Consider the following 13,735-nt stretch of genomic DNA (forward strand, 5'->3'; position numbering starts at 1 on the left):
GGTGCGGCGCGGCTTGGCGTCGGTGCCCTCGGCCGTGTCGACGGCGGCTTCGGCGGCAGCGGCGACCTTGCGGGTGCGGCGCGGCTTGGCCTCGGCTTCGGCGGCCTCCGGCGCCTCCGGAGCGGCTGCGGCCTTCTTGCGGGTGCGGCGCGGCTTGGCGTCGGTGCCCTCGGCCGTGTCGACGGCGGCTTCGGCGGCAGCGGCGACCTTGCGGGTGCGGCGCGGCTTGGCCTCGGCCTCCGTCTCCGTGGTCGGCTCCTCGGGGGCGGTGGCTGCCGCCTTCCGGGTGCGGCGGGGCTTGGTCGCCGGGGTGGCCTCGTCCGTGCCCTCGGCCGCTGCCGGCGCCGTCTCGGCGGCGGGCTCGGCCGTCTTCCGGGTGCGGCGGCGCGGCTTGGCCTCGGTGCCCTCGGCCGTGTCGACCGCGGTCTCGGCGGCGGCTGCGACCTTACGGGTGCGGCGCTGCTTGGGCTCCGGGGCTTCCGCGGGAGCGGCGGCCTCGGGCGCCGGCTCCGAAACCACCGGCTCCGAAACCGCCGGCTCCGAAACCACCGGCTCAGTCACCGTCGGCTCCGTCACCGTCTGCTCCGCCGACCGGCGCGTGCGGCGGCGGCGCGGCTTGTCCGCGACCGCCTGCTCGGCCGGGCCCTCGGCGGAGTCCAGCGCGGCCTCGGCGGCCTCGGCGGCCTCGGTGGACGCGGCAGCGGCCGTCAGCGGCTCCGCCGCGGCTCCGCCGCGGGTGCGGCGACGGCGGCGCGGGGTGCGGGTCGCGGCGGGCTCGTCGCCGGTGCCGGTCTCGGCGGCCGGTGCCGGGGCCGTCGTAGCGGAGGAGTCGTCCAGCGGAGCACCGTTGCGGGTGCGACGGCGACGGCGCGGCGTGCGCGCCGGGCGCTCGGCCTCACGCTCCGAGGCGCGTGCGTCACCCCGGCCGCCCCGGCCACCGCGACCGCGCGCACCGCGGCCACCGGTCTCGCCCAGGTCCTCCAGCTCCTCCGCCTCGAGCCCCGCACGGGTCCGCTCGGAGCGCGGCAGGATGCCCTTCGTGCCCTCGGGGATGCCGAGGTCGGAGAACAGGTGGGGGGACGACGAGTACGTCTCCACCGGGTCGTTGAAGTCCAGCTCCAGCGCCTTGTTGATCAGCTGCCAGCGCGGGATGTCGTCCCAGTCGACGAACGTGATCGCCGTACCCTTGGCGCCCGCGCGGCCGGTGCGGCCGATGCGGTGCAGGTACGTCTTCTCGTCCTCCGGGGACTGATAGTTGATGACGTGCGTGACACCCTCGACGTCGATGCCGCGCGCGGCGACGTCGGTGCAGACGAGGACGTCCACCTTGCCGTTGCGGAACGCGCGCAGCGCCTGCTCGCGGGCGCCCTGGCCGAGGTCGCCGTGGACCGCGCCGGAGGCGAACCCGCGGCGCTGCAGCTGCTCGGCGATGTCGGCGGCCGTGCGCTTGGTGCGGCAGAAGATCATCGCCAGCCCGCGGCCCTCGGCCTGCAGGATGCGGGCGACCATCTCCGGCTTGTCCATGTTGTGCGCGCGGTAGACGAACTGCTTGATGTTCGCGACCGTCGCGCCCTCGTCGTCCGGCGCGGTGGCACGGATGTGCGTGGGACGGGACATGTAGCGGCGGGCGAGACCGATGACCGCGCCCGGCATGGTCGCCGAGAACAGCATGGTCTGCCGCTTGACCGGCAGCATGTCGATGATCTTCTCGACGTCGGGCAGGAAGCCCAGGTCGAGCATCTCGTCGGCCTCGTCGAGCACCAGGCACTTGACGTGCTTCAGGTTCAGCTTCTTCTGGCCGGCCAGGTCCAGCAGACGGCCCGGGGTGCCGACGACCACGTCGACGCCCTTCTTCAGGGCTTCCACCTGCGGCTCGTAGGCCCGGCCGCCGTAGATCGCGATGACACGCACGTTGCGCACCTTGCCCGCGGTCTGCAGGTCGTTCGTCACCTGCGTGCACAGCTCGCGCGTGGGGACGACGACGAGCGCCTGCGGGGCGTCGGTGAGGGCCTCGGGGGCGGCGCGCCCGGCCTCCACGTCGGCGGGGACGGTGACGCGCTCGAGAAGCGGGAGGCCGAAGCCCAGCGTCTTGCCGGTGCCGGTCTTGGCCTGGCCGATGACGTCCGTGCCGGAAAGGGCGACGGGGAGCGTCATCTCCTGGATGGGGAAGGGGGTGATGATGCCGACGGCTTCCAGGGCCTCGGCGGTCTCGGGAAGGATTCCGAGTTCACGAAACGTCGTAGTCAGGATGCTGCCTCTTCTGTGTGGCGCGGTGCGAGGCGAGCGCGGGGGTCTTTGACGGACCGTGCCGGGGACGTCGGCTGCCTTACGGGCGAACCACTGGGGCAAGCCGTATGACACGGGACCTCTGCCGACGCTCTAGCGCTCTCACCGCTGAGGGTGTCCCCTCCGGTCGTCGTACGCGATGTGCCGTACGGCCGGGAGGGCTGTCGGGTCGGAGCCGATCGGGCCACCGACCGGGCATCCTCATGCGTGCGGCCTGTCGGACACGTCGAACATCGTCGACGCACTCAGCAGGCGCATTACCACCATACCCCGGAATCGCGCACATGCGATGGCCGATTTGGTCACGTAGTCGTGGTCACAGTGGCTGACCAGGACTTGAGCGGTACGGCGAGCGGACTATTGTGCGCCTCATGACTAGCTCTGACAAGCCCGACAACGCGTCCGCCGCCCCCGCCGAGCACACCGGGGTCGCCGCCCAGGACTGGGCACAGGCTTCCGCCGACCCGCAGTACCGGGCGGCGGTCGTGGACCTTCTCGGAGCGCTCGCGTACGGGGAGCTCGCGGCGTTCGAGCGGCTGGCGGAGGACGCCAAGCTGGCGCCGACGCTCGTGGACAAGGCGGAGCTGGCGAAGATGGCGTCGGCGGAGTTCCACCACTTCGAGCGGCTGCGCGACCGGCTGACCGAGATCGGTGAAGAGCCGACGGCCGCGATGGAGCCGTTCGTCGCGGCCCTGGACGGCTTCCACAAGCAGACGGCGCCGTCCGACTGGCTGGAGGGCCTGGTCAAGGCCTACGTCGGCGACTCGATCGCCAGCGACTTCTACCGGGAGGTCGCGGCCCGCCTCGACTCCGACACGCGCGAGCTGGTTCTGGCCGTTCTCGACGACACGGGGCACGCCGGGTTCGCGGTGGAGAAGGTGCGCGCCGCCATCGACGCCGACCCGCGCGTGGGTGGGCGGTTGGCGCTGTGGGCGCGGCGGCTGATGGGGGAGGCGCTGTCGCAGTCCCAGCGGGTGGTCGCGGACCGGGACGCGCTGTCCACGATGCTGGTGGGCGGGGTGGCCGACGGGTTCGATCTCGCGGAGGTCGGCAAGATGTTCTCGCGGATCACCGAGGCGCACACGAAGCGCATGGCTGCGCTGGGCCTGGCCGCGTAACCCTGTGGGGGCGGGTTGCAGCCGTCGCGCGGCTGCCCGCCCCACCTCCGGCCTACGCCGGGATCGATCGTCGGCGCAGGCGGCCCGTGGGGCGCAGGAGGAGGGAGAGGGAGGCTGCCGAGACGACGGCGGCTCCCAGCAGGCTCAGCAGGACCGGGGCGGGACCCAGGGCGCTGTGGGTGATGAAGTCACCGAAGAGGGCGCCGGCGACGCCCGTCGCATACACGAGCGGGCCGGTCGGCAGCCGATGGGCGAACCGGTGGGCCGCCGCCCAGGCGAGGACCAGACCGAGCACGGTGGATCCGAGTACTTCCAGGATCATCTCGAGGTCCCTCCCACGGCCGCACTGCGCTTGACGGTCGTAGCCCGTCATACCCGTGACCTGCGGATTGCAATCATGTTCTGTGGACGACTTGTGCGGCAGCTGTGCACAGGCGGGCACACGGAGAGGGGCCGGGCGGCACTGTGCCGCCCGGCCCCTCTCCGTTGCTCAGCTCGGCCTACAGCGCGCCGAAGCCCACCTTGCGGACGGTCGGCTCGCCGATGTCCACGTACGCCAGGCGGTCCGTCGGGACCAGGACCTTGCGGCCCTTCTCGTCCTGAAGGCTCAGCAGCCCTGTCTTCCCGGCCAGCGCCTCGGCCACCACGCGCTCGACCTCCTCCACGCTCTGACCGCTCTCCAGAACGATCTCGCGGGGCGCGTGCTGCACGCCGATCTTGACCTCCACGGCTTTGTCCCTCCGACGGTCAGTGATGTGCGCGATCTCCCGCGCCGTACCCAGCACACATTAGTCCGGCGAGGGGACGTAGACGCTGCGGGCCGGAACGCCGTCAGCGAACAGCCCGCGGGAACAAACGGACGTCAGTGGTGCTCGCTGCCGTGCAACGGGAAACCGGCGATGCCCCGCCAGGCCAGCGAGGTCAGCAGCTGCACCGCCTGCTCGCGCGGCACGCTGCGGTCGCTGTGCAGCCAGGAGCGGGCCACCACCTGGGCGAGGCCGCCGAGGCCGGAGGCCAGCAGCATCGACTCCGCGCGCGAGAGGCCGGTGTCCTCGGCGATGACCTCGCAGATCGCCTCGGCGCACTCGACGGTGACCTTGTCGACGCGCTCGCGCACCGCCGGCTCGTTCGTCAGGTCCGACTCGAAGACCAGCCGGAAGGCGCCGCCGTCGTCCTCGACGTACGCGAAGTAGGCGTCCATGGTCGCCCGCACGCGCTGCTTGTTGTCGGTGGTCGACGCGAGCGCCCCGCGCACGGCCTGGATCAGCGACTCGCAGTGCTGGTCCAGCAGGGCGAGGTAGAGGTCGAGCTTGCCGGGGAAGTGCTGGTAGAGCACCGGCTTGCTCACGCCGGCCCGCTCGGCGATGTCGTCCATCGCCGCCGCGTGGTAGCCCTGTGCGACGAAAACCTCCTGGGCGGCGCCCAGCAACTGGTTCCGTCGGGCTCGGCGCGGCAGACGCGTGCCACGCGGGCGTGCTGCCTCAGTTTGCTCGATGGCTGTCACGCCGCCTCCCAAAGTCGTCCACATGCGGTGTCGGCCGCGCGGCCATCGTACTTTTCGGTAACCGTGGTGTGCGCGGTGCGAGCGCAGAATTTCACGTACCGGACGGCGACGAAAGCCGCGAAGCCCCCCTTGCACGGCCGGCCGGGTCCCGAGAGGGCGGTCGAGGTCAGCGGTAGTCGTCCTCGTCGAGTGAGACCACGCGCGCCTGTTCGACGAGATCGGCCTCGTTCCCGCGGTCCGGGTCCACGCCCGTCAGGGGGTCGTCGTGGTCCGGCGCGAGGTCCGCGTGCTGCTCGACGGCGTCTGTCTCGGGGGCCTCGACGTCGATCTCCGGGGTCTCCTCCGCCGCGAGATCCTCGATCGTGTCGGGCTCGGTGGGGTCATAGGCCATGGTGGGCTCCCTTCCTACGAACGTCCCTGGATGCAGCAGGGGCCACACGCGGGTGCCCTCTGTACGAGCGTAGGAGACACCTGATCCGGACGCCATGTCGTGTGCGCCCGTTCGCCGCGCGGCTCCCGGCCGGCCGTTGTCTGCCTCTGTGTCCCTCGTGGCGGGGTCCAACCTGTGACGGCGAACACATGAGCCACGGCGTGATCGTCTCGTAACATTGCCGCATGTCTTCGACCGAGTCGCCGTCCGTGCCGGCCGCAAGTGTGCTCCCCAGGGTGGCGCCCGTCCGGGTCGGCGAGGGCGAGCGGCTCAGGTCGGTGGGGCTGCCGGGGGTGACCCTCTCGGTCCGCTCGCGGCCCCCCGCGCGCGAGGGGCTGCCGCCCGCGCTGTACGTCCACGGGCTCGGCGGTTCCTCGCAGAACTGGTCGTCGCTGATGGCGGAACTGGACGACGTCGTCGACAGCGAGGCGGTCGACCTGCCCGGCTTCGGTGACTCCCCGCCCCCGGACGACGGCAACTACTCCGTCACCGGGCACGCGCGCGCGGTCATCCGTTACCTCGACGCCGCCGGGCGCGGCCCCGTCCATCTCTTCGGCAACTCCCTCGGCGGAGCGGTCTCCACGCGCGTGGCCGCCGTACGCCCCGACCTGGTGCGCACCCTCACGCTGATCTCGCCCGCCCTGCCGGAGCTGCGCATCCAGCGCACCGCGGTGCCGACGGGCCTGCTGGGGGTTCCGGGCATCGCCGCGCTGTTCACCCGGCTCACCAGGGAGTGGACGGTCGAGCAGCGGGTGAGAGGCGTGCTCGCCCTGTGCTACGGCGACCCCGCGCGCGTGTCGCCCGAGGCCTTCCGGTACGCCGTGGAGGAGTTGGAGCGGCGGCTGCAACTGCCGTACTTCTGGGACGCGATGGCACGCTCCGCGCGCGGGATCGTCGACGCGTACACGCTGGGTGGGCAGCACGGGCTGTGGCGCCAGGCCGAGCGGGTGCTCGCCCCGACCCTGCTGATCTACGGCGGCCGTGACCAGCTAGTCGGCTTCCGCATGGCCCACAAGGCGGCCCGCGCCTTCCGCGACAGCCGACTGCTGTCCCTGCCGGAGGCCGGGCACGTGGCGATGATGGAGTATCCGGAGGTGGTGGCCGGGGCGTTCCGGGACCTTCTCGCGGAGGCAGGCGGCGCATCGGCCACGCATGCGGAATCGGGGAGCTGAGGGCAGGGATGGGACGCCACAGCCGCCGAGGACCGGCCCCCAAGGGCGACTCCGCGGACATAACCGCACAGCGAACGGGACGAGGCCCGTCCCCGGCCCCCTCACGCGAGCCCCGGCCCCCCGTCCTCCCCGGCCAACGCCGGGCTCCGGAGAGCGGCCCGCACGACCCCGCCACCCCGCCCACGGCACCGGGCACGCCTGCGTTCCCCCCTGGCTCTCGCGCATCGGACACGCCTGGCTTCCCGCCGGGAACGGCTGGGCCGCGCACGCCTGGCTTCCCGCCGGGAACGGCTGGGCCGGGCGCACCTGCCTTCCCGGGCGCCCGTGCGTCCGGCACACCCGGCTTCCTGCCGGGGACCCCCGCGCGGGGCATGCCCCGTCTCCGCCGTCCTGACGGCACGCCTGCGCCGGGGATGCCGACCTACGCCGACGGCACCCCGGCCCACGGTGTGCCCCGGCTGCCTGACGGCACCCCGGCTCAAGGGGTGCCGAGATTCCCTGACGGCACGCCCGCGCACGGTGTGCCCCGGCTTCCCGACGGCACCCCCGCCCGGGGCGTGCCGCGTCTCGGCGGTGGTCCTTCTCGAGCCCGGGGCGGGCATCCCGAGCAGCGGGAGGCCGGGGGCGGTTGGGGTGCCGTCCCGGGCGCGGCGGCCGGTGCCAGTGCCGGTGTCGGGGTCGATCCTCGAGGTCCTGGACGCGCCGGAGGTCCCGGAGGCACTCCCGGCGTCCCTGGGGGTCCGGGAGCTTCCGGCCCCGGGCAAGTCGCCGGTGCGCCCGAGGTCGGCCTCCCGAGGCAGCGGCGGAGGCAGCGGCAGGCCGGTGGGCCTCGGCAGGAGTATCTCGACGCCTTCGACGAGGACGTCGACGTCTTCGCGCCCCGCACCGACGGCACAACCCCCCGCACCGAGCCCGGTGCCGCGCAGGAGCAGGCGTCCCGCCCCGACGCCGAGCCGGAGGCGGCGAGGGCCGGCGAGGCGGACGGCGACGACGCCCCGCCCACCGGTGTGCCCGCGCAGCGCGGCGGCGGCAAGGGGCGGGCCTTCACCGGCATCGCGGCCGCCGCCGTCACCACCGTGCTCGCGGTCGTTGTCGCCGGGCAGGTCGCCGACGGCCGTGACGGCACCGGCGTACAGTCCCGGTCGGTCCCCGACCAGGCGCGCGACGCGCGGGCTCCCGGACAGACGGCTCCTTCGGTCGCACCGAGCGCGACGCCGCTGACGTACGAGCAGAAGATGGACCGGACCTACCCGCTCGGCGCCGGCCTGAAGGGTCCGGGGAAGTTCGACACCGTCCCCGGCTTCGACAAGGCGCCCGGCAAGGGGCAGAAGTACACCTACCGCGTGGACGTCGAGCAGGGACTCGGCCTGGACGGCGCGCTGTTCGCCGAGGCCGTGCAGAAGACGCTGAACGACAACCGCAGCTGGGCCCACGGCGGCACCCGTACCTTCGAGCGGATCTCCTCCGGCAAGCCCGACTTCGTGATCACGCTCGCCAGCCCCGGCACCACCGCCACGTGGTGCGCCAAGTCGGGCCTGGACACCACGGAGGACAACGTCTCCTGCGACTCGGCCTCCACGGAACGCGTGATGATCAACGCCTACCGGTGGGCCCAGGGCAGCAAGACGTACGGGGACAAGATCCACGCGTACCGGCAGATGCTCATCAACCACGAGGTCGGCCACCGGCTCGGCCACGGTCATGTGACGTGCCAGAAGGACGGCGAACTCGCACCGGTCATGCAGCAGCAGACCAAGTTCCTCGACCACGACGGAATCCACTGCCTGCCCAACCCGTGGCCCTATCCGAAGAGTTGATGGGCTCATCCGATGTCGGACGGACGTGACGAGGGGGACGACACGCCCGCGTGCCGTGCACCGGGCAGCTCCTGACGTAACGTTTCGCGCTCGGACGATCACTCTGTGATCTCCTAGCGCGCCGAAACGCCGTCCGCACGCGAAAGTTACGTCCGTTCACCCCTTTTGGTGGCGCGATGGACAACCGTCCGTCGCACCACCGCCTTGTCCGCATACGTTCGTCCCGCTGTGAGCCGCCGGATCGGACGGCGGCTCCCACTCACGGGAGATCGGGGGTGCACACGTGCGCGTCGGACTGGTTACGGAGGGTGGCTTTCCGTATGTGAGCGGTGACGCCGGACTCTGGTGCGACCGGCTCGTGCGCGGGCTCGCCCAGCACGAGTTCGACCTCTACGCACTCAGCCGCAGTCGGCAGCAGCAGGACGCGGGCCTGGTCCCGCTCCCCGAGCAGGTCGGCCGGGTGCGGACGGCCCCGCTCTGGACGGCCGAGGACGACGGAGCCGCCTACGGCAGGCGCGCACGCCGGCGCTTCACCGAGTGCTACGGCGACCTGGTCGGGGCGCTGTGTGCGGCGACTGGGACCGGAGCGGTCGCGGCTGACGACGACACCGCTGCCGGGGGCGGCGCCGATGATCTGGCGGACCGTTTCGGCAGTGCGCTGTACGGCCTCGCCGAACTCGCCCGAGACCAGGGCGGGCTGGTCGGCGCACTCCGCTCCGAGACGGCCGTACGCCTCCTGGAGCGCGCCTGCCGCGCCCCCGGCGCGCTGCGCACGGCGCGCGAGGCGCGCGTACCCGATCTGCTCACCGTCGCCGCACACCTCGAGCGCGCCCTGCGCCCCCTCTCCCTCGACTGGTACGACGACGACGGCCTCGGCGCGGCCGACCTCTGCCACGCCACCGCCGGTGGCCCGACCGCCCTGCCCGGACTGCTCGCCCGGCACTTCTGCGAGGTCCCGCTGCTGGTCACCGAGTACGGCGTGCAACTGCGCTCGCACTACCTGGCGCTCGGCCCGGACGCCGCCGCGCCCGCCGTACGCGCCCTGCTCGCCGCCTTCCACGGCCGGCTGGCCGCCGAGGTCTACCGGCGCGCCGCGATCCTCACGCCGGGCAACGCACACGCCCGCCGCTGGCAGGAACGGTGCGGCGCCGACCGCGCCCGGATCCGTACGGTCCACCCGGGCATGGAGGCCGCCCGCTTCGCGGAGGTCGGCGAGGCCCCGGACCGCGCCGAACCGGACACCCTGGTGTGGGGGGGGCCCGTCGAACCCGCCAAGGACCTGGTGTCGTTGCTGCACGCCTTCGCCGAGGTCCGCAAGGAGACCCCCAAAGCCCGGCTGCGGATCGTCGGCGCGCCCGCGGGCCCCGAGGGCGAGGCCTACCTCGGCCACTGCCGGGCGCTCGCCGCCCAGCTCTTCCCGGACGAGGCGGAGGGCGTGCACGCGGTCGGCGACAACCCGGTCTCCTTCGAGCGGATCGGCGACCCGGAGGCGCCGAGCCTGCCCGAGGCGTACGCCGCCGGCGCCGTCGTCGTCCTCTCCAGCGTCGTCGAAGGCTTCCCGGTCACCCTGGTCGAGGCCATGCTGTGCGGGCGCGCCACGGTGTCCACGGACGTCGGCGCGGTGGTGGAGGTCATCGGCGGCACGGGTCTCGTCGTACCCCCGCGCAATCCGCGGGCGCTCGCCGAGGCGTGCGTGGCGCTGCTGCGCGACCCCGAGCGCCGTGAGCGCCTCGGCGCCGCCGCGCGCGCCCGGGCGCTCGAACTGTTCACCGTCGAGCAGAACATCGCGGCATTTCACGGCATTTACCTGGAGATCGTCTCGCACTGCCCGGTCCGACGGGTCGTCCTCGACGAGGCGGGGGCCCCTCTTCCGTTCGCCGCCCCGGCCGAGACGCACGTCCCGCTCCGCTGGACCGGCCCCACCCCCGGTGTGTCTCTGCGCGGGATCCCCGGCTGGGCAACGCCCGCCCGCCCCACCCCCCTGCCCGCCTCCGAGGGGGCACGGTGAACGGCTCCGGACGCGGCGGCTCCGGGGGGCCCGGGGGAGCGGGGGGCACCCGGGACGTCGCCCGTGGTGGTGCCCGCGAGGGCGCCTGCGCCGACGAGGGTGCCGTGGGCCTCTCGGGCGGCCCGGACAGTCCGGGCACGCCGAGCGGCGCGAAGGCTTGGGACGCGCGCTCGGCGGAGTGGGCGGCCGGGGCCGCCACCGAGGCGCCCGTGCCTGCCTGTACCCCGGCCGATGAGACTGCGCCGTCGGGCGCCCCGGGTTCCGGGGTCGCCCGGGAGGAAGCGTCGTCCGCCTCCGCACCGCGCCCAGGTGACGGAGCCGAGGAGGACGGCAGGAGACGCGCCGCCGGCCCCCGGCGCGGGGCCGCCGACCCCGTGAAGGCGCTGCTGGCCCGGCACCGGGAGTTGTGCGCGCACGCCGTCGATCCGCTGGAGATCGCGGCAGGGCTCGAGGCGCACGGGATCACCGACCGTACCGCCGCCCGCTTCCGGCACCGTGACGTCTTCTCGCTCGCCGAGGAGCTGTACGCGCGCGTGCCCCGCGACGGCGCGCCGGGCCCGCAGCCCGAGACCCCGGCCGTGCCACGCGTCCGCGCCGCCTGGATCCTGCTCAGCCTCCTGCCCGGCGCACTCGGAGTGGCGGTCGTGGCCGGACTGCGCCTCACCCACGGCCAGTCGCGCGCGCTCGTGGCCCTCGGCGGCCTCCTCGCCTTCGCCCTCGCGGTCCGCGCCGCCCTGCGCAGCGGCCCCCTCGCCCCACGGCACGGCCCGGCGCCGTGGCCCAGCGCATCCGGCACGCGCGCGTGCACCCTCTGGCTGCTCGGGTACGCCCTGCTCGGTGACGGGCTGGTGCGCGCCGTCGTGGCCGGCGGCCCCGACGCCCTGCCCGACGGCACCCCCGGCGGCCCCTGGCCGCTGACCGTCGCACCCACCCTGGCGCTGCTGCTGGCCTGCGCCCCGGGCGCCTGGTGCGCCCGCCTCCTCACCGCGGGCGCCCGCCGCAGACTCGCCGACAGCCGGGGCCTGAAGGACTTCACGGCAACCGCCCGCCCGCTGTTGCTCGGCACGTTCGCCCTGTACCTCGCCGCCCTCACCGCTCTGCTCGCCCTGTGCGGCACCGCCCTGCACGAGAGCGCGGCATATCCGCAGGGCCTCACCCTGGGCGCCCTGCTCCTGCTCGCCCGCCTGCTCACCGTGCACGACCGCCGGCACGCGCCCGCCGTCGCCCTCGCCGCCGCGGCGGCCGTCGAGGCGGTGGGCCCCGCCCTGCTCCTGGCCGGCCGGCTGCCGGGCTGCACCTTTCTCGCGACCCCCGTCGAGACCCTGGTGGACGCCTGGGGCCCGGCCGTCGTCCCCACGCTCGCCTGCGGCACCGCGGCCCTGGCCCTGCTGGTCCACGCCCTGCGCACCCTCACCCGGGCCTCGGCCCACGCGCCGACGGGAGCACCCGAGTGAACCGTCCGCCACCGGCCCGTCCCGGGCCCGCCGCCACCCGCCCCGAGCGCGCAGCGGCACCCGGCCGAGCCCAGGGCGCCCGGCCCACCGCCGCCGGGCAACAGCACCCCATCCCTTCGAAGGAGAAACCCAGATGACCACCTCCCGACACGGAGCACCCGGAGCGCCCGGAGCGTCCGGAGCCTTGGGAGCAGCCGGAACGCACACCCCGGGAGCGGCGCGATGAGGGTCCTGCTGATCGGAGCCAACGGATACATCGGCCGCTTCGTCGCCGACCGCCTGCTCGCCGACCCGGCCGTCCAGCTCACCGCGCTCGGCCGCGGCGACGACGCCGACGTCCGCTTCGACCTCGCCACCGGCAGCCCGGGAGCGCTCACCCGCTTCCTGGACGCGGTCCACCCCGGCGTCGTCGTCAACTGCGCCGGCGCCACCCGGGGCGGCGCCCGCGAACTCACCCGGCACAACACCGTCGCCGTCGCCACCGTCTGCGAGGCGCTGCGCCGCAGCGGCTGCGGCGCGCGTCTGGTGCAGATCGGCTGCGGCTCCGAGTACGGGCCCAGCCAGCCCGGCTCCTCCACCGCCGAGGACGCCGTACCGCGCCCCGGCGGCCCGTACGGCGTGAGCAAGCTCGCGGCCACCGAGCTGGTCCTCGGCTCGGGCCTCGACGCCGTCGTGCTCCGTGTCTTCTCACCCGCCGGACCCGGCACCCCGGCCGGCTCCCCGCTCGGCCGGCTCGCCGAGGCCATGCGCCGCGCCATGCAGTCCGGCGACGGCGAACTCAAGCTCGGCGGTCTCGGCGTCCAGCGCGACTTCGTCGACGTCCGCGACGTCGCCCGCGCCGTGCACGCCGCCTCGCTCTCCGCCGCCCAGGGCGTCATCAACATCGGCTCCGGCCGCGCCGTCCGCCTGCGGGACGCCGCGGCCGTCCTCGCCCGGGTCGCCGGGTACGGCGGCGCCCTCCACGAACTCGACGGCCCGCCCGGGCCGCTGCGCGGCGCCATCGGCCACCCCCGGACCGACTCCGACCACGCGGCCCCGGTCGCGTACCCGTACCCCGACGGCTGCGGCAGCTGGCAGCAGGCCGACGTGCGCACCGCCCGCGACCGGCTCGGCTGGCGCCCGCGGATCAACCTCGAAGAATCCCTCGCCGACATCTGGATGGAGGCGGCATGCCGCATCTGACCAGCACCACAGCAGGCACCACCGGCACCGGCGTCCGCACCGCCCTCGGCATCCCGGGCTACGCCCACCCGCTCGTCGCACCGGCCCAGTGGGCGGAACTCGCCCGCCCCGGCACCCCGCTGGACTGGGTGGTCCTCAACGTGGCGGGCGGTCCCGGCACCCGCCCCGACCCGCACTGCCTGGAGGCCGCCGGCCGGCTGCGCAACGCGGGTGTGCGGGTCCTCGGCCACCTGGACCTCACCCACGGCGCCCGCGCCCACGCCGACCTGCTCTGCGACGCGCAACGCCACCTCGACTGGTACCGCGTCGACGGCTTCCTGCTGGACCGCTGTCCCACGGAGCGGACCGCGCTCCCCGAGGTCCGCCGGGCCGTCACCGCACTCCGGTCGATCAGTGACACCCCCCACATCGTCCTCGGCCACGGCCGCCACCCGTACCCGGGATACGCGGAGAACGCCGACCAGTTGGTGACCTTCGCCGGTCCCTGGTCCGACTACCGCTTCTCGCAGGTCGCCGAGTGGACGGCCGACTATCCGCCCGACCGCTTCTGCCACTTCGTGCACGGTGTGCCCCACGGCCACCTGGAGGAGGCGCTGCGCATCGCGCGCTGGCAGGGCGCGGCCACGATCTACTTCACCGACCGCACCGATCGCGGCGGCCGCACCGACCCGTGGGAGACCATGCCCGGCTACTGGGACGACATCGTCTCGCGTGTCGGAACGGGTGTCTCGGAATGAAAAAGGCCGTGGCAGTGTTACGGGGAG

At 74.2% G+C, this 13,735-nt stretch carries 12 protein-coding genes; 7 read left to right on the forward strand and 5 right to left on the reverse strand.

What is annotated here, in order from left to right; all coding sequences use genetic code 11:
- A partial coding sequence (locus ACZ404_RS13670; protein WP_468439269.1) for a DEAD/DEAH box helicase occupies positions 1 to 2,154 on the reverse strand: 2,154 nt, incomplete at its 3' end.
- 503 nt (positions 2,155 to 2,657) lie between these two features.
- Here ACZ404_RS13670 and ACZ404_RS13675 point away from each other — a divergent pair.
- Complete coding sequence (locus ACZ404_RS13675; RefSeq protein WP_468439271.1) at positions 2,658 to 3,404, forward strand: ferritin-like fold-containing protein; 747 nt, start codon at positions 2,658 to 2,660, stop codon at positions 3,402 to 3,404.
- 52 nt (positions 3,405 to 3,456) lie between these two features.
- On the opposite strand, the gene ACZ404_RS13680 is transcribed toward ACZ404_RS13675, so the two are convergent.
- From ACZ404_RS13680 to ACZ404_RS13695, 4 genes are all read right to left on the reverse strand, one after another.
- Positions 3,457 to 3,726 carry a hypothetical protein gene (locus tag ACZ404_RS13680; RefSeq protein WP_468439273.1) on the reverse strand — a complete coding sequence of 90 codons (270 nt, stop codon included), beginning with the start codon at positions 3,724 to 3,726 and terminating at the stop codon, positions 3,457 to 3,459.
- Between the two features lie 178 nt (positions 3,727 to 3,904).
- Positions 3,905 to 4,132 (reverse strand): DUF3107 domain-containing protein, encoded by a 228-nt coding sequence (locus ACZ404_RS13685; protein ID WP_055706876.1) that lies wholly within the window; start codon positions 4,130 to 4,132, stop codon positions 3,905 to 3,907.
- 134 nt (positions 4,133 to 4,266) lie between these two features.
- Complete coding sequence (locus ACZ404_RS13690; RefSeq protein ID WP_468439275.1) at positions 4,267 to 4,908, reverse strand: TetR/AcrR family transcriptional regulator; 642 nt, start codon at positions 4,906 to 4,908, stop codon at positions 4,267 to 4,269.
- Between the two features lie 166 nt (positions 4,909 to 5,074).
- Complete coding sequence (locus tag ACZ404_RS13695; RefSeq protein ID WP_468439277.1) at positions 5,075 to 5,299, reverse strand: hypothetical protein; 225 nt, start codon at positions 5,297 to 5,299, stop codon at positions 5,075 to 5,077.
- Positions 5,300 to 5,523: 224 nt separating this feature from the next.
- Between ACZ404_RS13695 and ACZ404_RS13700 the strand changes: the two genes are divergently transcribed.
- From ACZ404_RS13700 to ACZ404_RS13725, 6 genes are all read left to right on the forward strand, one after another.
- A complete protein-coding gene (locus tag ACZ404_RS13700; RefSeq protein WP_468439279.1) occupies positions 5,524 to 6,510 on the forward strand; it encodes an alpha/beta fold hydrolase in 987 nt (328 codons plus the stop codon).
- An 8-nt stretch (positions 6,511 to 6,518) separates the two neighbouring features.
- Positions 6,519 to 8,327 carry a DUF3152 domain-containing protein gene (locus ACZ404_RS13705; protein WP_468439281.1) on the forward strand — a complete coding sequence of 603 codons (1,809 nt, stop codon included), beginning with the start codon at positions 6,519 to 6,521 and terminating at the stop codon, positions 8,325 to 8,327.
- Between the two features lie 283 nt (positions 8,328 to 8,610).
- The gene (locus tag ACZ404_RS13710) at positions 8,611 to 10,335 is read left to right on the forward strand and encodes a DUF3492 domain-containing protein (RefSeq protein ID WP_468439283.1); all 1,725 of its coding nucleotides are present in this window, start codon (positions 8,611 to 8,613) and stop codon (positions 10,333 to 10,335) included.
- The gene (locus tag ACZ404_RS13715; RefSeq protein WP_468439285.1) at positions 10,332 to 11,789 is read left to right on the forward strand and encodes a hypothetical protein; all 1,458 of its coding nucleotides are present in this window, start codon (positions 10,332 to 10,334) and stop codon (positions 11,787 to 11,789) included. The genes ACZ404_RS13710 and ACZ404_RS13715 overlap by 4 nt, the downstream gene beginning before the upstream one ends.
- Positions 11,790 to 12,011: 222 nt before the next feature.
- Positions 12,012 to 12,971, forward strand: a complete 960-nt coding sequence (locus tag ACZ404_RS13720; RefSeq protein WP_468439287.1) for an NAD-dependent epimerase/dehydratase family protein — start codon at positions 12,012 to 12,014, stop codon at positions 12,969 to 12,971.
- Positions 12,959 to 13,708, forward strand: coding sequence for a spherulation-specific family 4 protein (locus ACZ404_RS13725; protein ID WP_468439289.1), 750 nt, complete (start codon positions 12,959 to 12,961; stop codon positions 13,706 to 13,708). Before ACZ404_RS13720 ends, ACZ404_RS13725 begins: the two co-directional genes overlap by 13 nt.
- Positions 13,709 to 13,735 lie beyond the last annotated feature (27 nt).

This window comes from Streptomyces sp. NPDC030798 (assembly GCF_055572275.1).

Bases quoted from the DNA above. Each gene is read 5' to 3' on its own strand.
- ACZ404_RS13695 (WP_468439277.1), bottom strand. From the start codon at position 5,299: ATGGCCTATGACCCCACCGAGCCCGACACGATCGAGGATCTCGCGGCG.
- ACZ404_RS13705 (WP_468439281.1), top strand. From the start codon at position 6,519: ATGGGACGCCACAGCCGCCGAGGACCGGCCCCCAAGGGCGACTCCGCG.
- ACZ404_RS13700 (WP_468439279.1), top strand. From the start codon at position 5,524: ATGTCTTCGACCGAGTCGCCGTCCGTGCCGGCCGCAAGTGTGCTCCCC.
- ACZ404_RS13720 (WP_468439287.1), top strand. From the start codon at position 12,012: ATGAGGGTCCTGCTGATCGGAGCCAACGGATACATCGGCCGCTTCGTC.
- ACZ404_RS13725 (WP_468439289.1), top strand. From the start codon at position 12,959: ATGCCGCATCTGACCAGCACCACAGCAGGCACCACCGGCACCGGCGTC.
- ACZ404_RS13680 (WP_468439273.1), bottom strand. From the start codon at position 3,726: ATGATCCTGGAAGTACTCGGATCCACCGTGCTCGGTCTGGTCCTCGCC.
- ACZ404_RS13675 (WP_468439271.1), top strand. From the start codon at position 2,658: ATGACTAGCTCTGACAAGCCCGACAACGCGTCCGCCGCCCCCGCCGAG.